The organism is Kutzneria chonburiensis (assembly GCF_028622115.1).
Taxonomy (GTDB): domain Bacteria; phylum Actinomycetota; class Actinomycetes; order Mycobacteriales; family Pseudonocardiaceae; genus Kutzneria; species Kutzneria chonburiensis.
Map to the genome: position 1 here is coordinate 7135423 of NZ_CP097263.1, position 24258 is coordinate 7159680.

General features: G+C 69.5%; 23 protein-coding genes. 4 read left to right on the forward strand and 19 right to left on the reverse strand.

Going from position 1 to position 24258, the window contains the following annotated elements; translation table 11 throughout:
• Positions 1-118: 118 nt before the first annotated feature.
• Positions 119-1141 (forward strand): nucleoside hydrolase, encoded by a 1023-nt coding sequence (locus M3Q35_RS32740; RefSeq protein ID WP_273936397.1) that lies wholly within the window; start codon positions 119-121, stop codon positions 1139-1141.
• Here the strand turns inward: M3Q35_RS32740 and M3Q35_RS32745 are convergent.
• Together M3Q35_RS32745 and M3Q35_RS32750 are read right to left on the reverse strand one after the other, a co-directional pair.
• The gene (locus M3Q35_RS32745) at positions 1089-2258 is read right to left on the reverse strand and encodes an MAB_1171c family putative transporter (protein WP_273936398.1); all 1170 of its coding nucleotides are present in this window, start codon (positions 2256-2258) and stop codon (positions 1089-1091) included. The genes M3Q35_RS32740 and M3Q35_RS32745 overlap by 53 nt on opposite strands.
• Entirely contained in the window at positions 2255-3766 is a 1512-nt protein-coding gene (locus M3Q35_RS32750) for a hypothetical protein (RefSeq protein ID WP_273936399.1), read from the reverse strand. The genes M3Q35_RS32745 and M3Q35_RS32750 overlap by 4 nt, the downstream gene beginning before the upstream one ends.
• Positions 3767-3948: 182 nt before the next feature.
• Here M3Q35_RS32750 and M3Q35_RS32755 point away from each other — a divergent pair, with 182 nt between their 5' ends.
• Together M3Q35_RS32755 and M3Q35_RS32760 are read left to right on the forward strand one after the other, a co-directional pair.
• Positions 3949-5133 (forward strand): cytochrome P450, encoded by a 1185-nt coding sequence (locus M3Q35_RS32755; RefSeq protein WP_273936400.1) that lies wholly within the window; start codon positions 3949-3951, stop codon positions 5131-5133.
• 202 nt (positions 5134-5335) lie between these two features.
• Positions 5336-6628 carry an IS701 family transposase gene (locus M3Q35_RS32760; protein WP_273936401.1) on the forward strand — a complete coding sequence of 431 codons (1293 nt, stop codon included), beginning with the start codon at positions 5336-5338 and terminating at the stop codon, positions 6626-6628.
• Positions 6629-6717: 89 nt separating this feature from the next.
• Here the strand turns inward: M3Q35_RS32760 and M3Q35_RS32765 are convergent, their stop codons facing one another.
• The 17 genes from M3Q35_RS32765 to M3Q35_RS32845 all read right to left on the reverse strand — a co-directional run bounded on the left by M3Q35_RS32765 (position 6718) and on the right by M3Q35_RS32845 (position 22887).
• Positions 6718-7992, reverse strand: coding sequence for an NDP-sugar synthase (locus M3Q35_RS32765; protein ID WP_273936402.1), 1275 nt, complete (start codon positions 7990-7992; stop codon positions 6718-6720).
• Positions 7993-8005: 13 nt separating this feature from the next.
• Positions 8006-9133 carry a PP2C family protein-serine/threonine phosphatase gene (locus M3Q35_RS32770; RefSeq protein ID WP_273936403.1) on the reverse strand — a complete coding sequence of 376 codons (1128 nt, stop codon included), beginning with the start codon at positions 9131-9133 and terminating at the stop codon, positions 8006-8008.
• Between the two features lie 18 nt (positions 9134-9151).
• Positions 9152-9586 carry an ATP-binding protein gene (locus tag M3Q35_RS32775; protein WP_273936404.1) on the reverse strand — a complete coding sequence of 145 codons (435 nt, stop codon included), beginning with the start codon at positions 9584-9586 and terminating at the stop codon, positions 9152-9154.
• Positions 9567-9887 (reverse strand): STAS domain-containing protein, encoded by a 321-nt coding sequence (locus M3Q35_RS32780; RefSeq protein WP_273936405.1) that lies wholly within the window; start codon positions 9885-9887, stop codon positions 9567-9569. The genes M3Q35_RS32775 and M3Q35_RS32780 overlap by 20 nt, the downstream gene beginning before the upstream one ends.
• A gap of 11 nt (positions 9888-9898) precedes the next feature.
• Complete coding sequence (locus M3Q35_RS32785) at positions 9899-10225, reverse strand: hypothetical protein (protein WP_273936406.1); 327 nt, start codon at positions 10223-10225, stop codon at positions 9899-9901.
• Positions 10222-12042 carry a glycogen debranching protein gene (locus M3Q35_RS32790; RefSeq protein WP_273936407.1) on the reverse strand — a complete coding sequence of 607 codons (1821 nt, stop codon included), beginning with the start codon at positions 12040-12042 and terminating at the stop codon, positions 10222-10224. The genes M3Q35_RS32785 and M3Q35_RS32790 overlap by 4 nt, the downstream gene beginning before the upstream one ends.
• Positions 12039-12401, reverse strand: a complete 363-nt coding sequence (locus M3Q35_RS32795) for an anti-sigma factor antagonist (RefSeq protein ID WP_273936408.1) — start codon at positions 12399-12401, stop codon at positions 12039-12041. The genes M3Q35_RS32790 and M3Q35_RS32795 overlap by 4 nt, the downstream gene beginning before the upstream one ends.
• 61 nt (positions 12402-12462) lie before the next feature.
• Positions 12463-14271, reverse strand: a complete 1809-nt coding sequence (locus M3Q35_RS32800) for an AGE family epimerase/isomerase (protein WP_273936409.1) — start codon at positions 14269-14271, stop codon at positions 12463-12465.
• Complete coding sequence (locus M3Q35_RS32805; RefSeq protein ID WP_273936410.1) at positions 14264-14881, reverse strand: DJ-1/PfpI family protein; 618 nt, start codon at positions 14879-14881, stop codon at positions 14264-14266. The genes M3Q35_RS32800 and M3Q35_RS32805 overlap by 8 nt, the downstream gene beginning before the upstream one ends.
• A gap of 9 nt (positions 14882-14890) precedes the next feature.
• Positions 14891-16516: a thiamine pyrophosphate-binding protein gene (locus tag M3Q35_RS32810; RefSeq protein ID WP_273936411.1), complete on the reverse strand. Its 1626-nt coding sequence runs from the start codon at positions 16514-16516 to the stop codon at positions 14891-14893.
• 31 nt (positions 16517-16547) lie between these two features.
• On the reverse strand, positions 16548-17375 hold the full coding sequence (locus M3Q35_RS32815; RefSeq protein ID WP_273936412.1) for a type 1 glutamine amidotransferase domain-containing protein: 828 nt from the start codon (positions 17373-17375) through the stop codon (positions 16548-16550).
• Between the two features lie 64 nt (positions 17376-17439).
• A complete protein-coding gene (locus M3Q35_RS32820; RefSeq protein WP_273936414.1) occupies positions 17440-18147 on the reverse strand; it encodes an EthD domain-containing protein in 708 nt (235 codons plus the stop codon).
• Entirely contained in the window at positions 18144-19733 is a 1590-nt protein-coding gene (locus M3Q35_RS32825; RefSeq protein WP_273936415.1) for a GMC family oxidoreductase, read from the reverse strand. The genes M3Q35_RS32820 and M3Q35_RS32825 overlap by 4 nt, the downstream gene beginning before the upstream one ends.
• 14 nt (positions 19734-19747) lie before the next feature.
• Complete coding sequence (locus M3Q35_RS32830; RefSeq protein WP_273936416.1) at positions 19748-21298, reverse strand: GMC family oxidoreductase; 1551 nt, start codon at positions 21296-21298, stop codon at positions 19748-19750.
• A gap of 67 nt (positions 21299-21365) precedes the next feature.
• Positions 21366-21662, reverse strand: coding sequence for a Nif11-like leader peptide family natural product precursor (locus tag M3Q35_RS32835; RefSeq protein ID WP_273936417.1), 297 nt, complete (start codon positions 21660-21662; stop codon positions 21366-21368).
• A complete protein-coding gene (locus tag M3Q35_RS32840; RefSeq protein ID WP_273936418.1) occupies positions 21659-21985 on the reverse strand; it encodes a Nif11-like leader peptide family natural product precursor in 327 nt (108 codons plus the stop codon). The genes M3Q35_RS32835 and M3Q35_RS32840 overlap by 4 nt, the downstream gene beginning before the upstream one ends.
• Before the next feature lie 5 nt (positions 21986-21990).
• On the reverse strand, positions 21991-22887 hold the full coding sequence (locus M3Q35_RS32845) for an alpha/beta fold hydrolase (protein ID WP_273936419.1): 897 nt from the start codon (positions 22885-22887) through the stop codon (positions 21991-21993).
• Positions 22888-23130: 243 nt separating this feature from the next.
• Here M3Q35_RS32845 and M3Q35_RS32850 point away from each other — a divergent pair, with 243 nt between their 5' ends.
• Entirely contained in the window at positions 23131-24243 is a 1113-nt protein-coding gene (locus tag M3Q35_RS32850; RefSeq protein WP_273936420.1) for a low temperature requirement protein A, read from the forward strand.
• The last annotated feature ends 15 nt before the right edge of the window (positions 24244-24258 follow it).

The window sequence follows — 24258 nt, forward strand, 5'->3', positions numbered from 1 at the left end:
GAAGCCTAACCGGCCCGCACGTCACACCAGTTGTACCTTACCGCGCCGCCCGCTACGCTGCGGAGAGTTGTACTGATGTGGTGAGAGAGGGGGAAAAATTTACACACAAGTACGAGCCATGGCCGTGGTGCTGGCGTTGCTCGGCACCGCCGCGCCCGTGGCCGCCGACCCCGTTCACCCGCCGGACGTCATCGTCGACACCGACATGAGCTTCGACGACGTGGCGGCCCTGTCCTATCTCGCCGAGGAAGCCTCGCGGCGGCTCGTCACGATCGACGCCGTCACGGTGAGCACCGCCGGGATCGCCTATCCGGGCCGCGGTCTCGGCCATGCCCGCTGCCTGCTGACCAGGTTGGGGCTCGACGTCCCGACCTCCGACGGCGACCTGCCGGCGCGATACCCCGTGCCGGACGCCGTCCGCGGCCCCAGTGACCAGCTCGTCGCCGACGCGCTGGGTGACTGCCCGTCGGCGCGGCCCGAAGGAGGCGCCGCGGATCTGCTGGTCTCCGCGCTGCTGGCCGCACCGGGCGAGGTCCAGCTGATCCTGCTCGGCCCACTGACCGATCTCGTCGAGGCCCTGCAACGAAATCCGGCCGTCGCCGACAAGATCGGCGGCGTTGTCCTGATGGGCGGCAGCACGACCCACGGCAACCTCGACTGGGATCCCGCCTTCGACGGCAGCCAGGAGTTCAACATCTGGGCGGACGCCCCGGCCGCGCAGGCGGCGTTCACGGCACTGTCCGGGCGGATCGCGCTCACCCCGCTCAATGCCACCGACTCGGTGCCCGTCACCGCCTCGTTCCGTGATCGGCTGGCCGGGGACCGCGAGACGGTGGCGGCCGAGATCGTGTACCGGATCGCGGCGGACCTCAGCACCGGCGGTGGGTCCACACCGCTGTACTGGTGGGACCCGCTGGCCGTGGTCGCCGCGACCGTCGACGGCGTGGAAACCTTTGCGCCGGCACAGCTTCGCGTCGTGCAGGGCGGTCGGGCCGACGGGCGCACCGAGGCCTGTTCCGCCGGGGCCACCGTGTGGTTCGGCGTCGCCGCGGCGACCGACCGGTTCGAGGATGCCTTCATCGACGGCCTCAACGGTCGCTTCGACGGTCGTAGGCGCGGGCAACCTGGAGCCACCAGCTGAGTTCGGCCTGGATGTCGGTGCCGTCACGGATGTCGCCGTCGGAGGTCGACGGCGCGGCGGCGCGGACGCCGCGGCGCCAGGCTTCCGCGGCGGCCTTGAGCTGGGCGGCCTCCCGGACCGCGCGCAGCCGCTCACCGGTGGCGCCGTCGGCGGCCGCCTCGGCCATGTCGGCCACCAGGGGGTCGAACAGCGGAGCGAGCAGCCACCGCCAGTCGCCGAGTTCCATCACCATCCGCCGCACCCGATGGTTCGAATCCAAACGAGACTTCCGGGCGACCAGCACGGCGCCGGGATCGATGTCAGCCAGGGCTTGGTGCAACGGCCGCAGGATCCACCAGGCGCGCCAGCGGGACAACCACGTGCGCAGCAGCGGCCAGCGCGGCCCCCAGGCTGGTAGCAGCAGCGCGGCGGCGAGGATGAAGTTCACGGCCAACGCAGCGACCACCGGCGACGCGGTGTCGAGCCCGTTCATGGTGGTGACGCCGAACCAGTTGGCGCACACCACGACGATGCGGAACAGGGTGAAGACGGCGTAGACCGCGCCGCTGAGACCGTAGAGCCGCAGCCCGAGCCGAAGCCATGGCAGCGCAGCGAAATCCGGCCGGCGGGCCCAGCTGAAGCACCACCCGGTGATGACCGCCCAGCCGCCGCCCGCGGACAGCAGCCAGATCAGCACGGTGGCGGCGACCGTCGGCTCCGTCGCGTAGTACGTCACGAAGTCGACCGGGCGCTCGTCCGGCACCGACGACAGCGTGAACAGCACCGTCATGGCGACGATCGCGCTGCCGCAGAAGAGGAAAACGGTGCGCACCCGGGTGCGCACCGCGTCGGCCGGATAACCCCAGTACAGGGCGAGCGTGGTGGCGGATCCGGTGCCGGCGGTGACGACCACGAAGCTCAACAGCGCCGCGAGGTTCGGCGTCGCGGTGACGCGGTCGACCCACGCGTGCGTGGCCGGCGCGATGATCCAGGCGGTCGCGGCGTAGCACAGGATGAACGCGCACAGCGCCCACAGCGACGGCGTTCCCCATGGCCGGGACCGATGCCGGAGCTTGTACACCGCGAGGCTGATCGCGCACACCGTCACGGCCAGATAGATGGCATCGACGGCGGTCATCCGAGCCTCGTCGGCATGAGCGCCTCCTGCCGGCAGCGGAAGGCGTGCGCGAGCTCCTCGATCATGGTCACCGCCCGGTCCACGACGTCGGCGTCGACCGGCAGGTCGGCAAACCTGATCGCGTCGGCCTCCGGATCCGGCTCAAGGCCGGGACGGTCGGCGGTGAGCTTGAGCGTCAGGTACGGCAGCGGGCGACCGAGTTGCCGCTCCGCGACCCGGGCCAACGCGGCGGTGGGCTCGGCGTGGGCCGCGTTCAACGACTTCATCGCGACGATCGTCCAGTACCGCACCACCGGATTCCGGGTGCTGTCGATGTGGTGCGTGGCCACCGCACGCAGATCCCGCCACGGTTCGGTGGCGGCGTCGAGGTAGATGAACTCCAGCATCCGGCTCGGCGACCAACCCAGGGTCTCGTCCAGTTCGAGCGAGGCCCAGTCCACGTAGAACAGGGAACGGCGGTTGACGCCGCTGTCGGCCCGGCCGCCCAGCCGCACGGCCAGCCGGTTGAGCGCTCGCTCCGCGGCGTCGACCGGCCACGGATACGAGATCATGTAGCGGTACAGGGAAATCGAGCCCAGCGTGTCAGTCGCGTTGAACAGCAGCGTCCGGCGGAGCCGCTCGACGATGTCATCGGGCTCTTCGAAGCGCGGCAGGCCCGCCACGGCACGGTGCAGCGCGTCGAGGATCGGCCGCTGCGCCGGGTGGGTCTCGGTCGGGTGGAGCAGGCTGTCACGCGCGGGCGGGTCGACGGCGGGCACCTCGCGCGGCGGCGTCGCGTGCCGAGCGGTGCGCGCCGCGAAACCGCCCTGCGAGACCGTTTCCTGGGCCAGCGTCAGCATCTCGCTGTTCTGCTCGTCGATCAGTTCGAAGACCCGCTCGACCCGCCGCACGGCATCGCGCCGCTGCACGGGGGTGAGCTCAAGGCCGTCGAACGCGTCGTCGTCCACCGCGTGGCCGGTCTCCCGCGCCAGGTGGAACTCCCCCCAGTAGACCAGCCGGCGGCCGGTGCGCCGCTCGTAGCGGCCGGCCGCCTCGGTGGTGTGCCGGAACAGCGCGTTGCCACAGGTCTCGATCGATTCGACGACCGCGTAGCGCACCGCCGGATCGTCGGCCTCGATGACCAGCTTGGCCAACGCGGTGGTGCGCCGTCGCAGCCCCTCGGTGACCTCGCTGGAGAACAGCCAGTGCAGCACTTCGGACGGGCGCCAGTCGAGCAGGTCGTCCCAGCCGAGCGTGGCGAAGTCCCGCATGAACAGCCGGGAATGGGTCATGTCCTCGTCGGCGTGCGCCGAGATGGCCTCCCGGTGGCGGTCGAGACCACGCCGTTCGCCGTACGAGATGTGGTAGAGGTTCATTTCCCGGAAATACATGATAAAATTCGTAAAATAGAGGGCGAACCACAGCCGGTGTTCGGGTGGCAGGTCGTCGTCGGTCGCGAGCCATCGGTGCAGCGGATGGTCCTCGATACGGTTGCGCCATTCGTCCACAACCCGAAGCACGTGTTCCATGTTCGAATAACCTCCTCGTGCCTGGCGGCAGGCCGAATGACGCTTCGGTTTCGAAGTTGGCGGCGGCGGCGGCGACTGTCATCGGTAGAACGCGCAACCCCACCCACATCACTCGTTCGGGTGAGGGGTGTTGCGCATTCGACCGATGCCGCACCGGCCGTCGGCGGTCACTGTCGACCACCATGGAATCCCCAGCTCGGTTCCCGTTCCCGCCCCGCCCCGACGGCGGCCCGCCGGTCGAGTTCGGCCACCGGCACCGCACCGCCCCGCTCGGCGAGGTGGTGCTGCCGACCGGCGACCGGGCCACCATGGCGGTGCGGTACGACGACGTGCGCGGGGTGCTCTCCGACCCGCGGTTCAGCCGCGACCTGCGCTTCCCGGGCGCCCCGAGGCTGACCGAGCCGCCGGACGTCACGGTGGACGACGACAGCGTGCTGATCAACATGGACCCGCCGGAGCACACCCGGTTGCGCCGGATCGTGGCCCGGTCGTTCAGCCGGCGCAACGCGCGGCAGTGGCGGGCCCTGGCCGAGCGAACCGCGACCGGCCTGCTCGACCGGATGCCGGCCGCCGGCGGCACGGCCGACCTGATGGCCGATTACGCGTTCCCGCTGTCGCTGGAGGTCATCTGCGCCGTGCTCGGCGTGCCGGAGGCCGACCGCGGGTGGCTGCGCGCCGGCCCGGACACCTTCCTGCCCTCCGTGCTGATGCCCGGCGAACGGCGACGCATCATGTTGAAGGTGCTGGAGGCGTTCGCGGACAAGCTCATCGCCGACCGCCCCGGCGGCCTGATCGGCCTGCTGGCCGAAGCGCATGAGAACGGGCAGCTGCGGGCGGCGGAGCTCACGACCATGGTGTCCAGCTTGATCACGGTCGGCTACGAGAGCACGGCCGCGACCCTGGGCCGTGGCGTCTTCGCGCTGCTGCGCCACCCGAACCAGTACCGCGCGCTGTGCGCGGATCCCGGGCTGCTGGCCGGGGCGGTCGAGGAGGTGCTGCGCTACGGGTTCCCCACCGACGGCTCGGCGCTGCGGGTCGCGACCGAGGACGTCCCGCTGGCGTCCGGCCTGGTACGCAAGGGCACCTGCGTGCTGCCGAACGTCTATGCGGCCAACCATGATCCGGCCCGCTTCGACCGGCCGGAGCGCTTCGACATCACCCGTCCGAGCGGCCCGCATCTGGCGTTCGGCTACGGGATCCACCGCTGCCTCGGCGCCCACCTGGCCCGGATGGAGCTCGAGGTCGGCCTGGCCGTGCTCGTCGACCGGCTGCCGGGGCTCGCCCTGGCCGTGCCGCCTGAGCAGGTCGAATGGACGACGGGCATGCTGTCGCGCCGGGTGGCCACCCTGCCGGTCGTACTGGCGTAGAAGACTTTTCCGATTCATCGTCACAGCAGTTGAAAGCCGACCCGTTCGGGCCTATACTCATAGTCACGAAGCCGTCACCGACGGAAGGGATGTCGTCGTCCTCTCGTTTCCGCTGGATCGGGACGAGCCGACCTTCCGGCGGACATCGCCGCCGGCACCATGCCGCCACATTTCCACCCTGTCGAGATTTCCGATTGTCACCATGGGGGCGGGCTCGTCGGCGAAGAAAAACAGGCAGGTGATCAGGGTGTTGTTCGACGAGGCCGAATTGGTCGAGTTTTGCCGCCAGGTCTTCGCGTCACTCGCCAGGAGCGACCAACGCAGGTACGCCGAAGTCTATTTGCGCGGTCTTATGCACCCGACCGCGCGCAAGTCGATGCAGCGGATCGCGGCCGAGGTGGCCGGCACCCAGAGCGGGCAGTCGCTGCAGCAGTTCGTCAACCAGAGCCCGTGGGATCCGCAGGCCGTCCGCAGCCGGGCCGCCGGGCTGGTGACCGACCAGGCCGCCGCCGCGGCGTGGGTGATCGACGAGGTCGCGTTCCCCAAGAACGGGCGGTTCTCGGCCGGGGTCGACCGCCAGTACGCCCGGCCGCTCGGCAAGGTCGTCAACTGCCAGGTCGGCCTGACCGCGGCGCTGACGAGCGCGGAGTTCAGCCTGCCGGCGAACTGGACGCTGTGCCTGCCCGAATCCTGGGACCGGGACGAGAAACGGCGGTCGCGGGCGCACATCCCGGCCGACGAGCGGCATCGGGCGCGCTGGCAGCACGCGGTCGAACTGGTTGACGACATGAGCGTGGACTGGGGGCTGCCGGTCGCGCCGATCGTCTGCGACATCAGCCACTGCTACGACCCCGGCGAGTTCCTCGCCGCACTCGACGACCGCAGCCTGGACTACGTGGTCCAGGTCAACAGCGGGTGCCTGGTGCGGGCCAGCCTGACCTGGCAGCGGCCGCGCATGAACACCATCCCCGGCCAGGAGTCGGGCCGGGTCGTGCCGCTGACCGACGTCGCGACGATGGCCGAGCGGGCGACCAGGCAGACCGTGACCTGGGTCGGCGGCCCCGACGGGCAGATGTTCCGGTCCCAGTTCGTGGTGATCCCGGTCGGCCCGGTCGAGGCCGGACCGAGTCCCGACGCGGCCCGGCGACGCCGGCGGCTGCTGGTGGAATGGCCGCTCGGCAAGGCCCATCCGCGGGCGTTCTGGTTCACCAACCTGGTCGACCGGCCGATCGAGGAACTGGTGTCGCTGGCCAAGCTGACCTGGCGGGCCCGTGCGGGCATCACCGAGCTGGCCGACGGATTCGGCCTGTACCACTACGAGGGCCGGTCCTTCCTCGGCTGGCACCACCATGTCACGCTCGCGTCCGCGGCCTACGCGTTCCACCTGCGCGAGCAGCTACGGCGGCGGCGCCCGAGCTCGGCGCCCGAACGGTCGGCGCAGCACGAGCTGAGCGCCATGCCGCTGCCACGGCGGGCCAGCCCGGGCCCGCTATGACCGGGTGCCCGGGATGCGTCTACCAGGGCATCCCGGGCACTCGGTCACCCAAGGGCGGCGCGCCCCTTGTCCTCAGGGCGATCCGCATCTCACACCCGCTCGGGGACGGGCATGTCGGCCGGCACCACGCAGTTCGGGTCGATCCGTGCGCCGGTCAGCGAAGCGCCGGCGCACACCGTGACCTCGTGCCCGATCGCGCTGTAGCCGTCCAGCGTGGTCACGGCGTCCGAAGTGGACTCGACCCGGGCCATGACGCCGACGTGCGCGTGGATCACCCTGGCGTCCGGACCGACCACCGCGCCGTCCAGCACCGCCGAGCCGCGCACCTGGCACCGCGCGTGCAGGTCGACACCGTCGCCGATGTGGGAGTCGGCAACGACCACGCCCGGCTCGATCTCCACCTCACGGCCGATCAGCACGTTCGGGCCGATCCGGACCAGGCCGAACTCCAGCTTCTCGGCCAGCGTCATGCCGGTGATCGCGTCCCGCAGCCGCAGCGACGACTCGTGGATCCACACGTGGTCCCGGTAGCCCGGCCCCATTCGCTTGAGCAGGAAGGGATACTCGCCGGCCAGCGCGTCGGTGAGGGTGTCGAGGTAGTCCCGGGGGTTGCCGAGGTCGCCGATCTTGGCGATGCCCGCGGCCCGCACCGGATAGCCGCGGTCGACCAGCCACGGCAACAGGTCGTGGCCCCAGTCCAGCCGGTCGCGCGCCATCGCGCGCATCGCCGGCGTCCGGGCCACTTCCCGCAGCCGCGCGCAGTCGATCAGGTACAGGCCCGCGTTGATCGGCACCCGGTTCGGGTCGCGGACGAGATCGAGCACACGGTCCAGCGGCGGCTTCTCCACGAACCCGCGCAGCCGGCGGTCGGCGCTGGTCACCACGACCCCGTACTTGCCGGCGACCTCCGCCGCGGTGCGGTCGACGGTGCCGACCGTCACCAGTGCGCCGGCGGCGCGGTGCGCGCGGACCATCTCCCGCAGGTCGAACTCGAACAGCGAGTCGGTCGGGAACACCAGGGCCAGCCCGTCAAGGCCCCAGTGCTCGATGCTGGACAGCGTGGCCTCGCCGGACCCGGTGTTGTGCCGGTCCATCCGCGGCCGCGAGTATCGGACCCGGACCCCGAGGCCCTCCCCGTGCCCGATGGCCTCCTTCACCTGGTACCGGTTCTCCCGGCCGTTGGCGATCACGTAGAAGCTGCCGATGCCCTGCTCCTGCAACGCGATCACCTGCCATTCGACCAACGGCCGGCCCGCGAAGCACATCGCCGCCTTGCTGCGCTGGTACTCGCGGGCCTCCAGGGTCAGCGGCCGGGCACGCACGCCCTGGCCGCCCGCGAGCCCGATGCCGACAACGCCGTCCATGGTGCGACCCCTTTTACAAGTTGGGAGAATCCGGTTGCCACACCGGAACAAGCTGGCGCAGCAGCGCGACCATGGTGATGTCGTCGAACCGCTCCGCGGTGCCCACGTGCCCGCTGATCTCCCGGTCGAACCGGTCGAGCAGGTCCTCGGTCCCCGTGGTGTGCCCGCGGACGAGCGCGAGCATCCGTTCCTCGCTGAAGAACCGGCCGTGCTCGTCGCGGGCGTCGGTGACCCCGTCGGTGTACACGAACAGCAGGTCGCCGTGATCGAGCTGGGTGTGGTCCAGCTCGAACGTCGAGTCCGGCAGCAGGCCCAGCGCCGGGCCGGTCGGTCCCAACAGCTGGTGCGCACCGTCGGCGTTGCGCAGCACCGGCGGGTTGTGGCCGCAGTTGCTGAACACCAGCGCCCCGGTCGCCGGGTCGAGCACGGCGAAGAACAGCGTCGCGAAATACCCGTCACGCAGGTGGTTCGTGGTGAGGTAGTCGTTGGTGGCGTCGATCGCCCGCAGCAGCCAGGCCGTGTCGGACGGCTGCTCGGACTCGAAGGCCGCCGCGGTGTAGCGCAGCAGGCTGCGGATCAGCGCCATGTACAGGGCGGCCCCGATGCCCTTGTCGCAGACGTCGGCGACGACCAGCCCGATCCGCTCCCCGCCCGGCAGCTCGAACACGTCGTAGAAGTCCCCCGAGACCCCGCCGGCCGGCAGGAATCGCGCGTCGAGCTGCCAGCCGGACCGCACCGGCAGCACCTCGGGCAGGAAGCCGGCCTGGCTCTCGCGACCGGTACGGAACTCCCGCCGGTACTTGCGCAGCGCGGTCCGGATGTCGATCTCCCGGACCGCGCCGGGCACCAGGAAGTTCACCGCGGACAACACGTTGGGCTCCTGGCCGGTGACATCGTCGGCGGTGAACGTGACGACCCGGGTGGATCTGTTGGTGCGCAAGGAGATCAGGCAGGCCCATTCCCGCACCAGTCTCACGTCGACCGAGGCGTCGGCGAGCACGAGTCCGGGGCTGTCCCCGATACCGTCCAACCGGCTCGGATCCACCAGCCGGACCGCGACACCGTTGTCGTCCAACAGTTCACGAAGCCGGTCGGTGATCGCCGAGCGCTTGCCGACCACCAGGATCAACTCGATTGCCATGGACCACGCCCCATCGGTTCACACGGCGTGCTGCCGGAGCAGGACCACCGTGGTGCGATTTCGGCCGTCGGCGTAGTCGTAGCTCATCGTGTCGACCACCGATCTGGCCAGGTACAGCCCCAGGCCGCCGGGCGCGCGTTCGGCCAGCGGTCGGTCCAGGTCGGCGGGAGCGGCGGCTCCGGTGGGATCGAACGGCGGCGCGGCATACGCCAGTCGCAGCCACGTGCGGTCCTGCTCGACCCCGCCCGCCAGCTCGATCTCCTTGGTCTCACCGTGGGTGACCACGTTGGCCACCAGTTCCTCCATGGCCAGTCGCAGCCGGTTGAACTGCCGCTCGGACAGGCCGGCCAGGCCGGCGGTGGTCCGGACGTACCGGACCACCGCGTCGAGCGAGTCGAGTTCGGCGACCAACGCGATCGGCTCGACGTGCCGGCTACTCGGGTAACCGGTCACTGAACACCACGCTCTGGTGGAAGCCCACCAACCGGATCGTCTGCTCGACCGCGTCGTTCGCGCCGACCAGCACGATCTGCACCCCGTCGGCCATCTTCTGGCGGGCGAAGACCAGCCCGCGCAGCCCCGCCGAGGACAGGTAGCTCAGCTCGGTCATGTCCAGCACCAGCTGGTCCAGCTCGGCCTCGGCCGCGCGTTCGACCTCTTCGCGGAAGACCCAGGCGGTCAGCGCGTCCAGCTCACCGGTGAGGGTGATCAGCGTGACCCCGCCGTTACGGCTCGAGATTGCGGTGAATGCCATCGTTGCTCTCCTCAGTCCCTGTTCTCCGGTCGACGTCCGACCAGCACAACCGAAGCCCGGCCCGGCACCGTGGCCGACGAGTCGTCGTCGAGCAGCGGTTCCCGGCCGGGGAAGCTCACGTCGTCCGGCGACGCCGCGGAGGTGTCGGCGAACAGGTGCCAGCGGTGGCCGTCGGGCAGCGCCGGCAGCTCCACCGCGTGCCCCTCCCAGTGGGCGTTGGCCGCCACGTACACGAACTCGGGCTCGCCGTCCGGGCCCTGGCCCGTCCGCATCATCGCGAGCAGCCGGCTGGTCGGCGACCAGTCGGGCTGATAGGCCCTGCTTCCGTGCCAGCTCACGTCGGAGCTCTGCGCGCAGGCCACGTAGTCGCCGCACGGCTGGCGGCGGGCCCGCAGCATCGGGTGCGCGGCCCGGAACGCGATGCAGTTGCGCACGAACCGCAGCAGATCGGTGTTGCGGTCGACCAGGTTCCAGTCGAACCACGACAGCGGGCCGTCGTGGCAGTAGCCGTTGTTGTTGCCCAGCTGGGTGCGGCCGACCTCGTCGCCGGCCAGCAGCATCGGGATTCCCTGGCTGAGCAACAACAGCAGCAGCGCGTTGCGCTGCTGCCGGCCCGCAGCGCGAGCACGTCCTGGTCGTCGGTGGGGCCTTCGGCCCCGCAGTTCCAGCTGTTGTTGTCGTTGCCGCCGTCGCGGTTGCCCTCGCCGTTGGCCTCGTTGTGCTTGTCGTTGAAGGAGAACAGGTCGGCCAGGGTGAATCCGTCGTGCGCGGTGACGAAGTTGACCGACGCCAGCGCGCCCCGGTGCCGGTAGAGGTCGGGCGAGCCGACCATCCTGGTGGCCAGCTCGCCCACCGTGCCCTGGTCCCCCTTGAGGAACCGGCGCAGGGTGTCGCGGTACTTGCCGTTCCACTCCGACCAGTGCCTGGAGTTGCTGAAGTTGCCGACCTCGTAGAGGCCGCCGGCGTCCCACGCCTCGGCGATCAGCAGGCAGTCCTTGAGCAGCGGGTCGTAGGCCAGCGCCTCGGGCAGCGGCGGGTTGGTCAGCGGGGCGCCGTCGGGGCCACGGTCCAAAATGGACGCGAGGTCGAAGCGGAAGCCGTCGATGTGGTACTCGCCGGCCCAGTACCGCAGGCAGGACAGCACGAAGTCGCGGACGACCGGGTTGTTGCAGTTGAACGTGTTGCCGGTGCCGCTGAAGTTGTAGTAGTACCCCTCGGCCGTGAGCATGTAGTAGGTGCGGTTGTCCAGGCCGCGGAAGTGGATCGTGGGACCGTGCTCGTTGCCCTCCGCGGTGTGGTTGAACACCACGTCCAGCACCACCGCGATATCGGCGGCGTGCAGCTGCTTGACCAGGTTCTTGAACTCGTCGCACTGCATGCCGAACCGACCGGTCGCGGCGTAGCCCGCCTTCGGCGCGAAGAACCCGACCGTGGAGTAGCCCCAGTAGTTGTACAGCCGCTCGCCGGTCTCCGGGTTGAGCCGGCCGTTCTCGAACTCGTCGAACTCGAACACCGGCATCAGCTCGACGCAGTTGACGCCGAGCGCCTTGAGATAGGGGATCTTCTCGGCCAGCCCGGCGTAGGTGCCCGGCTGGTCCACCCCGGACGACGGGTCCCGGGTGAATCCGCGCACGTGCAGCTCGTAGACCACCAGGTCCTCGACCGGGATCCGGACCGGCTGGTCGCCCTCCCAGTCGAAGTCGTCGAACGTCAACCGGGACCGGTACATGTACTGGTCGTCCCAGTCCGGCTCGACGCCCCACACCGCCCGGCCCGACATCGACCGCGCGTACGGGTCGGCCAGGATCTTGGTGGCGTCGAACCGGTCGCCGACCCGTGGCTGGGCCGGCCCCTGGATCCGGTAGCCGTACTCGACGTCCTCGTACTCGAGGTCGAACACGGTCATCGACCACACCCCGCCGACCCGGAACTCGTCGGGAAAGGGCAGCTCCGCCATGGGATCGCGCTCGCCGCGACGGAACAGCACCAGCGAGACCGCCTCCGCGCCGCGGGAGTACACCGAGAAGTTCACGCCGCCCGGCACGAACGTGGCACCGAAGGGCAGCGCGTGCCCAGGGCGGACGCCGTAGCCGTCGATCTGGTGCGTCGGGAACGAGTCGATCCGGTCCCGGATGACGTGACGGGGGGCGCTCATGCCACACCACTGCGTTCCTGGCCGGCCGCGCTCAGCGCGCGCACGCCGTCGGCGAGGTTGTCCGCGATCACGAAGAACCGCAGGAAACCCGTGACGGACAACACCCAGCGCAGTTCCTCGGACAGCCCGACCAACGCCACCGAGCTGTTCACGCACTGCGCCTGCCGGTAGATCAGCAGCAGGATCCGCAGACCCGCGCTGGACACGTAGGTCACCCCGACCAGGTCGAACAGAATCCGCTGCCGGATCGGCAGCAGCGGCAGGATCTTGTCCTTGGCGGCCGCCGCCGCGTGGCCGTCGAGCTCACCGACCAGGCTGATGACCGTCACCGAGGCGACCGTGCGCTTCCTGATCTCCATTGTCTGCTCCAAACTCCCCCACTGGCGCCGGCGGCCGCGACGGTGCGGCCCCGGCATGGCCTCAGCTCGTCGGCACCAGGCGGACCCGGACCGACAGCGACTCCGTCGACTTCGGCAGCTCCACGGTCATCGCCCGCGCGTCGAACACCTCGTGCGGCTTGCCGTCCACGCTGACCTCCGCCAGCACGACACTGCCCGGCGGCAACAGGTCCGGCGCGACGCGCAGGGTGCGCGACGCGTCCGGACGCGGCTTGAAGTACAGGTCGAGCGGCTGCTTGGTGATGAGCAGGTTGGTGTACACGGCGGCCAGGTAACACAGCTCGGCCGAGTGGTACATGCTCATCGAGTGGCTGCCCTTGAGCCGCTCGGTGCCGAGCAGGTAGGGCATGCCGTCGGCCAGCACGTTGAAGTACACGCCGCCCTCGTCGTGGTCGAGGAAGAAGGTGTTGTAGAAGGCGGCGGCCTGCCGGCCCTGCTGGCGGTACTGGTCGCCGCCGAGCGAGCCGTAGAGGATCAGGTAGGCCAGGATCGCCTGTTCCTGCTGCCACCACGCCTTCCGGTCGTGCCAGGCGAACCGGTGCCAGTCCTGGCCGGGCGCCAGTATCCGCTCGACCACGTCGTACCAGCCGCCGCGCTGCTGGTCGCTGCCGACCGCGGGCATGATGGCCGCGATGTGCTCGGCCAGCCCCTGGTAGGACTGCTTCGGCTGCTGGGCGTGCATCCGCATCAGGTTCCAGGCGATCTTCAGGTTGTGCCCGACCACCGCCCGGTTCTGCTGCCAGCTGTGCCCGTGGTCGGGGTTCCAGTCGGTGTCGAACCGCTCGTTGACGAACGGGCTGCGGTCGTAGTCGGGGAACCGCCCCACGATCGTGTCGAAGGTGCGGGCCAGCATGTCGGCGTGCCGCTGCTCGCCGGTGGCCAGGAACAGGTTGATCAGGTACGCCGGCGCGTGGTCGCCGACCGAGTTCCAGTTCTTGCAGGACTTGTTGGGCCCCAACGACTCGTGGTGCGGGTCGAACGAGATCGGGTCGATGTGCGAGTAGTAGCCGCCGCCGTCGTGGTCGCGGAAGTGCTTCTCGAACAGGCGGAGCGTGGCGTCGGTGTCCGAGGCGATCCGGCGGTCCCCGGTGACGCGGAAGGTCTGCGTCGGGCCGGCCAGCGCGTAGATCTGCTCGTACATCGGGACCGCGTCGTAGTCGTCGGCGAACTCCGAGGTGAACAGCTTCTTCTCGGCGCCGTCGTTGACCTCGATGCCGTGGTACCAGAACACCACGTCGTCGTCCGGGTCCACGCAGCGCATGTGGTCGCGCAGGTAGAGCGTGCCCCGCTCGGCCACGTCCAGGTAGTCGTCGTTGCCGGTCAGCAGGTAGGCCGACGCCATGCCGTAGACCATCCGGGAGATGGTGTCGGTCTCCTGGACGTGGCTGGTGGTCTTGCCGCCGCCCAGCCGGATCAGCGTGCGGTAGTCGCGGTAGTCGACCGCCCCGTCGCCGAACTGCGCGTGGCGGTAGAACCGGGCCAGCGAGTCGATCTGCCGGATCCACCAGTCGGGCTGCTCGAAGTTGTACTCGCCGACGGCGGCCCCGGGCAGCACAACGCGCTTGGCCTCGAACCGGTGCTGGCCGGCCTCCGGATAGAAGATGCCGGACACGAACAGGTGCCGGCCGGGCGTGAGCGCGCCGGCCAGGTCCGCGCCCTGGTACGGCTCGTCCAGGTTGCGCAGCAGCTCCGCGGCCACATCGCTGCCCAGCGTGATGTCGAACCGCCGGCCGTCGATGGTCTCCAACTCGAAGTCGCGGCCGTCCGACGGACCCGCGGTGATCACGCCGGCGATGGTGTCGGAGAACGGGAAGTGCATCGCCTCAGACATGCTGGACCTCCCGGTCCGGGTTGGTCAGGCGGTCGATGATGGTGTGGGCGAACAGGTGGCACTCGTGCACGGTGCGGCCGGTGATCAGGTTCCCGTCGATGACGACGTCCTGGTCGACGTACTCCGCGCCCATGTTGCGCAGGTCGCCGATCAGGTTGGCGTGCGCGACCACGTGCCGGCCCTTGATCAGGTCGGTCGCCGTCGACATCAGCCACATGCCGTGGCAGATGATGCCGACGGTGATCGACGGCTCCGCGAACGCGCGGCGCAGGAACGCCGTCGCGGGCGCCAGCTGGTAGGCGTACTCGGTGTAGCGCAGGCGATCCGAGACCATGCCGGCCGGCACGATCACCGCGGAGTAGCCGCGCAGCTCGGCGTCGGACATGCCTTCGAAACTGCGGTCCACCGTGAACGGCGCCCGCAACTCGTGCCCGGTGAAGGTCAGCGACGGGTTGCCGTAGAGCCGGGTCATGAAGTGGACCTCGGCGCCCTCCTCGGCGAACCGGCGCTCGTAGTAGAAGATCTCCTGCTCGACGTAGTCGCTCTCCATGAGCACGGCGATCTTGTGACCGACCAGCGGTCCCGTCGTGCTCGCAGCGATGTCAGACATGGCCGTCCCCTAGTTGGTCACGAGGTCGATGAGGAAGGGACCGTCGTGGGCCAGCATCTGCTCGACGGCCGGCTCGACCTCGCCGGGCTTGTCCACCCGCACGGCGGCGACGCCGTGGCCGCGGGCGATGTCGACGAAGCCGATCTCCGGGTGCGACAGGTCGAACGATCGCGGGAAGCCATGCCTCGTGATCTCACGTTCCCGCCAGTACTGCGCGATGTTCTCGTTGAGCAGTCCGTAGCTGTGGTTGTTGCACACCACGAACTTCGCGTCGATGCCGTGCCGAACGGCGGTGGCCAGCGCCTGGATCGTGTACATGCTGCCGCCGTCGCCGGTGAAGCCGATCACGGTCTTGTCCGGCATGGCCAGCTTGATGCCGACCGCGCCGGGAATGCCGACCCCGAGCGAGCCGCCGCGGGTGGCGAACCAGCGCCGTGGCCGGGCCGCCCGCAGGTACTCGCCGATCGCCGGCGACGAGGTGAGCGCCTCGTCGAAGACGATCATGTCCGCCGGCCCGCGCTCGGCCAGCGTGCGGGCGAACGTCGCCAGCATCGAGCCGTCGTCGGGCGCGGGCGTGGTCTCGGCGGCCCGCTGCCGCAGCCGGTCCACGGCGGCGATGCGGTCGTCCTCGGTGAGCACCCGGTCCAGCTCGCCGGCCAAGGCGTCCAATGTGGACTTCGGATCGGCCACCAGCCCGAGTGCCACCGGATGGTTCTTGGCGATCTCGTAGGCGTCCAGGTCGATGTGCACGATCCGGGCGTCCCGGCGGAACGGGTTCTCCAGCGCGGGGAACACCTCAGGGAACAGGTACGTGCCCACCACCAGCACCGCGTCGGCTTCGCGCACCGCCGCCGTGCTGACCTCGCCGAACATGTGCCCCAGCTGGCCGCGCCAGAGCGGGTGGCGGGTGTCGAAGTCCGCCTCCGCGAACTCGACGCCCCACACGTCCGCGCCGAGCAGTTCGGCCACCCGGGTCAGCTCCGGCTGCGCCTCCGACACCGACACGCCGTCGCCGATCAGCACGATCGGCCGCCGTGCGCCGGCCAGCAGCTCGCCCGCGCGCTTGACCAGACGGGGCACCGGCACCGTCTGGGTGTGCGGGAAATGCGTCGGCACAACGGGTTCGGTGTTCGGCGCGTCGAGCACGTCCATCGGCAGCGCGACGAACACCGGACCGCGCGGCGGCGTCATCGCGATCTTCAGGGCCCGCCGCAGCACCCGCAGCACCGAGTTCGGATCGGTGACCCTGGTCGCGTACTTCGTCACCGGACGGGCCATGGCCACCAGGTCGGCCGCCATCTGGGCGTCCATCGCCTCGTACCGCACGCCCGACTCGCCGGCGACCACCACCAGCGGGGTGTGGCCGCGCTTGGACTGGTAGAGCATGCCGATGGCGTTGCCGAGCCCGACGCCGCTGTGCAGCTGGAGCAGCGCGGGGCCGCCGGTCGCCCGGGCGTAGCCGTCCGCGATGCCCGCGGCGACGGTCTCCTGGAGGGCCAGGATGTAGTGGAAGCCGTCGAACTTCTCCAATTCGTCGAGAAAACCCTGCTCGACCGTTCCCGGATTGCCGAACATGTAGCTCAGCCCGTCGGCGAGGAACTGTTCGATGATCGCCGTCTTGCCCAGTCTGGCCACGGCCCGTCCTCCCTGTTCGCGGTGACGCCGGTTACCAGCCGAAGCGGCGCAGGCCGTTCTCCAGGACCTCGATGACCTTCTGCCCGGTCAGCACGGAGTCCGGCGTGGAACGGCCCGTGATGAACGGGTAGTCCACGATGACCGACGTCTCCTTGCCGAAGTTGCCGATATAGCGGCCGTCCGGACCGGTGGCGTCGCGCAGGATGTACTCCAGCGGGTACGGCGGCGGCCCCATGTTGAAGTCGACCACCCCGACGAATCCGGTGCCGTCCTTGTAGTCGTACTCCTTGCAGTGCCCGGTCACGCGTTTGCCGCGGATCAGGCTCTCCCTCGTCTCCCAGTCGCGGGCGAAGGCGAGGCAGGCCACGCCGTAGCACTCGGCCGCCACCGGCTTGTCCGACCGGAGGAAGGCCATGATCAGCGCGTGCACCCGCTCGTTGTTGGCCAGGTCGACGATCGGTCCGGAGCCACCGACGATCAGCAGCGCGTCGTACTCGGCGATGTCGGTGAGGACCTTGTCCAGCTCCCGGTGGTAGGACTCCAGGTGCCGCAGGTAGTTCTCGTCGGCGGTGTACGGGCGCTCCGGCAGCCACGCGGCCAGGCTGATCGGGGTGGCCAGCCGGGCGGACTCGTCGACGTCGCGGACCAGCTGGGCCATCTCCGCGGTGGTGACGGAGCGGCCGAGCGGCGGGTCGATGTAGTCCGGGTCCATGCTCGGCGGTAACGCGCGCGGCTGTTTGCCACTCGGGGTGGCGAACACGACGCGGTATCCCCGGTCGTCGAACTGGACCAGCGGGCCGACCAGTTCCTCACCCCAGTACCCGTATTCGGAAAGGACCACGAGGACCTGTTTTGTCACGACAACTCCCGGGAGAAGTAGGGCGGTGTGAACAATGAATCGCGCCTCGAACGGCCGGATTTCGTCACGGCGTTTCCGGGCCGATGACCCAGTCCTCGCGGGCGACAAGGGAGAACACGTACTTCGGGTCGACCAGCTCGTCCAGCGCGGGCTTCACCCGCGTGGTGAAGTACGGCCCGGTCAGCGCCGCGCGCAGCGCCTCGACGTCGTCGAACCACAGCTGCTCGACGCTGTCGAAGGGCGCCTCGCCGAAAACGTATGCGCCGTCCCTGGTGTGGCACTGGAGGTAACGGCGCAGGCCGGGCAACCTGCTCGCGTTCGCCGAATAGGTGCCGAGAAGTCGCTGCCGGTACTCGGCCAGCGCCAGGCCGGGCCGGCGCTTGAGCAGCATCGTCAGCTTGACCCAGTCCGGGTGCCGGTCGTTGCGTGGCGGCCCGGCGAACACGGTGTGGGCGGTGGTGTCCAGCACGATGCTGGACCAGAACGCGGCCCAGTTCGGCTCGTCGGCCCTGGCGCCCTGTAGGAACTCCTCGGTCTGCAACGAGGCCAGCTGCTCCTGCTCGTTCTCCAGCCAGATCTCGGCGACGCCCTGGTGCGGCAGCACCGGGTCGCCCATGTCCCCCTCGTACGGTATGCGGGAGTCGATCAGGTACCGCTTGATCTGCGGGATCTTGCTCGCGTACTTCACGGCGTGCACGTTGAGCCAGTAGTCCTGGAACTCCTCGGCGGTCCACCCCGGTTTCGGGGCGCCGAAGATGAACTGGTGGATCATCGCGTGCTCTCCCCGTTACGGATGAAGTCGGCCGCCCGCTCACCGATCATGACGACGGTGGTGTGCGGGTTGGCCGACACGATCGACGGCATGACCGAGGCGTCGGCCACCCGAAGTCCTTCCACACCACGGACCCTGAGCTGGGGATCGACCACGGCGAGGTGGTCGACACCCATCCGGCAGGAGCCGGCGAAGTGGTAGTACGAGCCGGTGTTGGCTCGCACCCATGCCTTGAGTTCCTTGCGGGACTTGACGTCCGGCCCCGGCGCGAGCTCCTGGAGGTCGTAGCGCTCGCGGAAGGCCTTGCTGGCGTAGATGTCCCGTGCGACCTGCACCATCGTGGTGGCGGCCTCGAGGTCGACGGGCTCGGCGTAGTAGTTGGCACTGATCCTCGGGTGCACGGTCGGATCGTCCTTGGCCAGCCGCACCCAGCCCCGCGACAGCGGGCGCACCAGCCCGGGCAGGCTCAGGATCACCCGGGGATCGACCAGGTCGGTGACGTCCTGGAGCGGCTGGCCGGTCTGCACGCGCTTGATCACGTTGGCGAAGAAGTTCTCCCCGAACGGCGCGCGGTGCACCATGCAGATCTCCATGTCCGGCACGGCAAGCCCGGGCACCGAGCCCCAGAACAGCGCCGCCTCGGTGACGTTGCCGAGCGGATCCGGCGGCGGCTCCGACAGGTAGCCGATCGGCCCGATGATCAACGGGTGGTCGTGGAAGTTCTCGCCGACGCCGGGCAGCGCCACCCGGACCGGGATGCCGATCTCGGCCAGGTGGTCGGGATTGCCGATGCCCGAGAGCATCAGCAGCTTGGGCGACTGGATGGCGCCGGCGCTGACGATCACCTCCCGCGCGGCCCTGACCGTGATGGTCTGCCCGCCCCGCAGGTACTCCACGCCGACGCAGCGCCGGTTCTCCAGCACCAGCCGGCCGACGAGCGCGCCGGCCAGCAGGGTCAGGTTGGACCGGCGCAGCGCCGGTTCGAGATAGCCGGCCCTTGCCCCGCAACGACGTCCGTCCGCGATGTCGACGTGCTGCCAGCCCGCGCCGAACATGTCCACGTTGAAATCGTCGACCGTCGGATAGCCCAGCTCCGCGCAGGCGTCGAGAAACACCTGGGACACGGGGTTTCCGGTGTGCTTGGCGCTGATCACGTTGATCGGGCCGTCGTGGCCGGCGGTCGGGTTGGTGTCGTCCCGCTGGTTCTCCAGCCGTTGCAGGAACGGCAGCACCTCGTCGGCCGACCAGCCGGTGGCGCCGCCGTAGGCCCACGAGTCGTAGTCGGCGCGGCGGCCCCGGGTGTGGATCATGTGGTACACGTTCGACGTGCCGCCGGGGCCCCGGCCGGCGGCCGAGTACACCTGGGAACCGCGCAGGCCGGGCTGAGGCTCGCTCATGTATGCCCAGTCCAACTCGGTCAGCAGCACCTCGTTCCACCGGGTCGGATCGGTGACGGTGTCGCCGATGCGCGGGTCGCCCTCCTCCAGCACCAGCACGGTGACGTCGGGGTCCTCGGTGAGCCGGTTGGCGATGACCGAACCGGCCGTGCCACCGCCCACGATGATGTAGTCGAATGTTTCGGTCATGGTTGGCCGGCCTCTCAGTCGCGGCCCGCGCTGATCATGTCCGCGGCTTTCTCGGCGATCATGATGGTCGCGGCGTTGGTGTTGCCACTGGTGATCGTGGGCATGATCGAGGCGTCCGCGACGCGCAACCCGGCGACGCCGTGCACCCGCAGGGCGGAATCCACCACCGCCTCGCGATCCTTGCCCATCTTGCAGGTGCCGACGGGATGCCAGACGGTCGATGCGCTCTCCCGCACATAGCGCACGAGCCCGGCCCGGTCCCGCACCTCGTCGCCCGGCGCGAGCTCGCGGCCGCGGAACGGGGCGAAGGCCTTGGCGCCGACCAGTTCCCGCGCCAGCGAAATCGCGTCGACCAGCACGTCGAGGTCGGCCGAGCACTCCAGGTAGTGCGGGTCGACCACGACCAGGTCGGCCGGGTCCTTCGAGCGCAGCGTCACCGTGCCCCGGCTCTGCGGGCGGGCCAGGATCGGCGCGAAGGTGAACGCCGGCCCGTCGATCCGGTACGTCTCGTCGACGTACTGGATGGGGCCGAAGAAGAACTGGAGGTCCGGCGACGCGGCTTCGCACCGCGGCCTGGTATGCGTGAACAGGCCCGCCTCCGCGAGCAGCTGTGGGAACTTCTGCTCGCGCCTGCTCTCGTAGCCGACCCCGAACAGCAGGTGGTCCTGGAGGTTGCGGCCGACGCCGGGCAGGTCGACCACGGCCCGGATGTTGTTGTCCCGCAGGTGCTCCACCGGACCGATGCCGGAAAGCATCAGCAGCTGGGGCGACGCGAACGCGCCGCAGGCGAGTATCACCTCACCGTCCACTGTGGCCCGTTGCAGCAGGCCGTCGCGGACGTACTCGACGCCGAACGCCCGCCCGCCCTCGATCAACACCCGGCAGGCCCGCGCGCCGGTCAGCACGGTCAGGTTCGGGTTGGCCAGCACCGGCCGCAGGTAGGCATCCGCCGTGCTGCACCGGCGATCGCGGTCGTACCGCGCCGACTGGTAGAAGAACGCGCCCTCGTCCTGCCACGCGCCGTTGTAGTCCTGGCCGGCGGCCCCGAACCCGAGTTCCTCGGCCGCGGCGACGAACGCCTGCGACACCTCGGACGGCTCCGGGTAGGAGATCACCCGCAGCGGGCCGCCGACGCCACGGTACTCGGAGGCGCCGCCGTCGAAGTCCTCGGAACTCCTGAAGTACGGCACCACATCCCGGTGGGACCAGCCCTCGTTGCCCAGGTAGTTCCAGTGGTCGAAGTCCAGCCGGTTGCCCCGGACGTGCATCATGGCGTTGACGGAGCTGCCGCCGCCGAGCACCTTGCCCTGCGGGACGGGAATGGTCCGTCCGTTCAGGTTCGGCTGCGGCGTGGTGACGTGCGGCCAGGTCACGTCCGCGTTGCCCCACAACGAGGTCATCGATCCGATGTCGGTACGGTGCACCGCGTCGGCGTAGTCGGGACCGCCGGCCTCCAGTACCAGGACCCGGCAGTCCGACCCGTCGACCAGGCGTCGCGCGAGGACGGACCCGGCAGTGCCCGCGCCGACGACGACGTAGTCGTAGGCGCCGTGGTTGTCCATCATGCATCCCTTCGGAACTCTCGGCCGTGCGGCGGCCGCGGCCCCACCACCGCGACCGCCAGGTATGCGCTCAGATCAGGTTCTTCTCCTCGAGGCTCGGGATGAGGTCGACCACCACGTACTCCAGGTAGGTCTTGCCCCACATCACGTGCCAGAGCGGGAACGTCGAGTCGAACTGCTCGCCGCGCTCCTGCGCGAGCCGCATCTCCAGGTCCCAGACCAGCGTGTTGAAGTCGTTCTCGCTGAACGGAAGCCCGAATCCGGCGGCCGCCGCGAGGACCTCGTGCTTGCTCCGGGCCTTGAGGCTGTCCAGCACCCCCGGCCGGCCCGCGACCGTGCGCAGGAACTCGATCACGTTGTCGGTCATGCCGCCGCCAGCCGCAGCAGTGACCGGATCTCCTTGTCGGTGTGACGCGCGATCACGTGCCCGACGACGTAGTCGAGGTAGGGCCGGCCCCACATGTCGCGCCACAGGCTGCTGTTGCCGTCCACCGCCTCGCCGTCCTTGGCCACGATGATGTTGATCTCCAGCTGGCCGACCACCGCGGTCACGTCCTCGGCGGTGAAGTCGAAGCCGTCGTTCTTGGCGTGGAACAACAGCTGTCCGAGATCGCGCCGGCCGTAGCGGGCCGACATCGCGGCATCGGAGCGCACCGCGGTCAGGAAGGCCAGGAAGCTCTCCGCCGACATGCCCGCTACCGCATCGGGTTCTTGGCGAAGAAGGCCTGCACGGCCTCGCCGACCGCGAACGGGTTCATGATCTGCATGCCGTGACTGGCGCCGATGATGCCGGCCCGCTCCGCCTGCGGCAGCCAGTCCAGCAGGAACCGCTGGGTCTCCCGGAAGCCGGGCATCGCGGCCTCGCTGTCCTGGCCCATCACGGCCAGCACCGGCATGGTCGGCTTGTTCTTCACCATCGCGTCGGCCTCGGACATCCGGAACGACCAGCCGCCCAGCGCCGGGAAGTCCACGCCGAAGGTCACGTCGGCGCACTGCTCGACCTTCTCCCAGGTGTCCAGTGGGCAGGTCGTGTCGACCGACGCGAGGTAGCTCGGGCCGCAGACGTCGGCCATGAACTGGGTCGCGGCCGCCCGCTTGTCACCCTTCTTGTACAGCTCGAACGCGCTGGTGATGGCGTCCATGTTGGCCTTGACGCCGGCCTCGCTCTCGCGCGGCAGGTACGGCTCCAGCAGCACGGCGGTGTGCGCGCGCTCCGGGTAGGACAGGAGGAACTGGAAACCGACGACGCCGCCGAAGGAGTAGGCGATCACATGCGCCTTGTCGATGCCGAGGTGGTCGAGCACCTGCTTGGCGTGCTCGGCGCTCTCCTCGATGCTCAGGCTGTCCTTCTCCAGCGTGCTGCCGCTGTAGCCGGCCCGGTGGTAGCTGATGAACTGGTAGCGCTCCAGCAGCTCCGGGTAGAAGCGGAGCAGCGGCGTGACCAGGCCGTCGGCGATGGACGTGCAGTGGATCAGGAGGACCGGCTCCCCCTTGCCCAGCACGGTGTACTCCAGCTCAGCATTGTTGACCTTGACCCGCTTGTCGTGCTCGATCTTCCATTCGCGGCCGAGATAAAGCGTGTTGCTGGTCATTTCACAGCCTTTCGCGTGACCGACGGAATAGTCCGACACGATCCGGACGTGAAACGAGCATCCGCACCGGCGGGCCGACCGGTCAACGCCTCGTCCGCGCTTGCCATCCGGGTGACCACCTCAACCGGCGGTCTTTGTCAAGTACGGGCCGTACTTCCCGGACCTGACCGAGGGTGGCTCCCGACCTGGCCATCGGCGACGAGAACGGCGCGCATACGCTCAGGTCACGCCTACTCTCGGTGCATGACAGCCGTTGACGCGGTGAAACGGGTGAGTTGGGCCGAGCTGTTCTACGACCTCGTGTTTGTATTCGCCGTCATGCAGGTTGCGATTATTCTGGCCGATGACGTCTCGGTGGCCGGGATGCTCCGCGCATGGGTGTTGTTCACCCCGTTCTGGTGGGCCTGGGTCGGCACCGGAATTCTGTCCAACTTCACCGACCTCGACCGGGTCAAGGACCGGCTGAGGCTGTTCGGTATCGGATTGTTCACCTTTCTGATGACCGTGGCCGCGCCGTCCGCCTTCGGTGTTCACTCGGTGTTCTTCGCGGCGATGTTCGTGGTGCTGCGGCTGCTGCTGCTCTGGTGGTCGGTGGACCGGTTCGGCCGCATCGGGCTGACGCCGTTCAGCACGTCGGCGGTGGTCACCGGCCCGCTGCTGCTGGCGACGTCGTTGCTGGCCCCCGAAACCCGGCTGGTCGCGTGGACCCTGCTGATGGTCGCGGAGCTGTCGACGACGTGGGTGCTGCGCGATCGGCTCAAGGACCTGCGGGTCGACGCCGCACACCTGCCGGAGCGGTTCGGCCTGGTGGTCATGATCGCGCTCGGCGAGTCGCTGGTGTCCACCGGCGGCGCGGTGTCGCACGGGTTCGGCGGCATCGAGGCGCTGTCGCTGGCCGCCTGCTTCGCGCTGACGTGTGGCCTGTGGTGGCTCTACTTCCACCGCTCGTACGACGCGCTGGTGCAGCTGCTGCGCAGCGAGCGGAACCAGAGCAGGGTGATCCGCGATCTGCTCGCGTACGGCCACTACGGGCTGATCTGCGCCATCGTGGCCATCGCGGTCGGCATGAAGTTCGTCGTCAAGCATCCGGGCGACCGTCCACAGCAGACGGTGGACTGGCTGCTCTGCCTTGGCACCGCGTTGTTTCTGGTGGTGTTCATCTGGACGCGGTGGTGGGTCTTCCGCCTGCTGGCCGCGGTCCGCGTGCCGGCCGTCGGGCTGTGCGTCGCCGTCGGACTGGTCGGCCCGCTGATGCCCGCCGCCGCGCTGGCGGCGCTGCTGGCCGCGCTGCTGATCATCGTGGCGCTCGTGGAGACCGGGTACGTGCGGCGGGCCCGCGCCCGGCAGCAGACGTGATCGCGGCTCGTCCGG

What these genes read in the sequence shown, in the direction of transcription:
- M3Q35_RS32740 (WP_273936397.1), top strand. Translation starts at nt 119, where the DNA reads ATGGCCGTGGTGCTGGCGTTGCTCGGCACCGCCGCGCCCGTGGCCGCC.
- M3Q35_RS32745 (WP_273936398.1), bottom strand. Translation starts at nt 2,258, where the DNA reads ATGACCGCCGTCGATGCCATCTATCTGGCCGTGACGGTGTGCGCGATC.
- M3Q35_RS32750 (WP_273936399.1), bottom strand. Translation starts at nt 3,766, where the DNA reads ATGGAACACGTGCTTCGGGTTGTGGACGAATGGCGCAACCGTATCGAG.
- M3Q35_RS32755 (WP_273936400.1), top strand. Translation starts at nt 3,949, where the DNA reads ATGGAATCCCCAGCTCGGTTCCCGTTCCCGCCCCGCCCCGACGGCGGC.
- M3Q35_RS32760 (WP_273936401.1), top strand. Translation starts at nt 5,336, where the DNA reads ATGGGGGCGGGCTCGTCGGCGAAGAAAAACAGGCAGGTGATCAGGGTG.
- M3Q35_RS32765 (WP_273936402.1), bottom strand. Translation starts at nt 7,992, where the DNA reads ATGGACGGCGTTGTCGGCATCGGGCTCGCGGGCGGCCAGGGCGTGCGT.
- M3Q35_RS32770 (WP_273936403.1), bottom strand. Translation starts at nt 9,133, where the DNA reads ATGGCAATCGAGTTGATCCTGGTGGTCGGCAAGCGCTCGGCGATCACC.
- M3Q35_RS32780 (WP_273936405.1), bottom strand. Translation starts at nt 9,887, where the DNA reads ATGGCATTCACCGCAATCTCGAGCCGTAACGGCGGGGTCACGCTGATC.
- M3Q35_RS32790 (WP_273936407.1), bottom strand. Translation starts at nt 12,042, where the DNA reads ATGAGCGCCCCCCGTCACGTCATCCGGGACCGGATCGACTCGTTCCCG.
- M3Q35_RS32795 (WP_273936408.1), bottom strand. Translation starts at nt 12,401, where the DNA reads ATGGAGATCAGGAAGCGCACGGTCGCCTCGGTGACGGTCATCAGCCTG.
- M3Q35_RS32800 (WP_273936409.1), bottom strand. Translation starts at nt 14,271, where the DNA reads ATGTCTGAGGCGATGCACTTCCCGTTCTCCGACACCATCGCCGGCGTG.
- M3Q35_RS32805 (WP_273936410.1), bottom strand. Translation starts at nt 14,881, where the DNA reads ATGTCTGACATCGCTGCGAGCACGACGGGACCGCTGGTCGGTCACAAG.
- M3Q35_RS32820 (WP_273936414.1), bottom strand. Translation starts at nt 18,147, where the DNA reads ATGATCCACCAGTTCATCTTCGGCGCCCCGAAACCGGGGTGGACCGCC.
- M3Q35_RS32825 (WP_273936415.1), bottom strand. Translation starts at nt 19,733, where the DNA reads ATGACCGAAACATTCGACTACATCATCGTGGGCGGTGGCACGGCCGGT.
- M3Q35_RS32830 (WP_273936416.1), bottom strand. Translation starts at nt 21,298, where the DNA reads ATGATGGACAACCACGGCGCCTACGACTACGTCGTCGTCGGCGCGGGC.
- M3Q35_RS32835 (WP_273936417.1), bottom strand. Translation starts at nt 21,662, where the DNA reads ATGACCGACAACGTGATCGAGTTCCTGCGCACGGTCGCGGGCCGGCCG.
- M3Q35_RS32840 (WP_273936418.1), bottom strand. Translation starts at nt 21,985, where the DNA reads ATGTCGGCGGAGAGCTTCCTGGCCTTCCTGACCGCGGTGCGCTCCGAT.
- M3Q35_RS32845 (WP_273936419.1), bottom strand. Translation starts at nt 22,887, where the DNA reads ATGACCAGCAACACGCTTTATCTCGGCCGCGAATGGAAGATCGAGCAC.
- M3Q35_RS32850 (WP_273936420.1), top strand. Translation starts at nt 23,131, where the DNA reads ATGACAGCCGTTGACGCGGTGAAACGGGTGAGTTGGGCCGAGCTGTTC.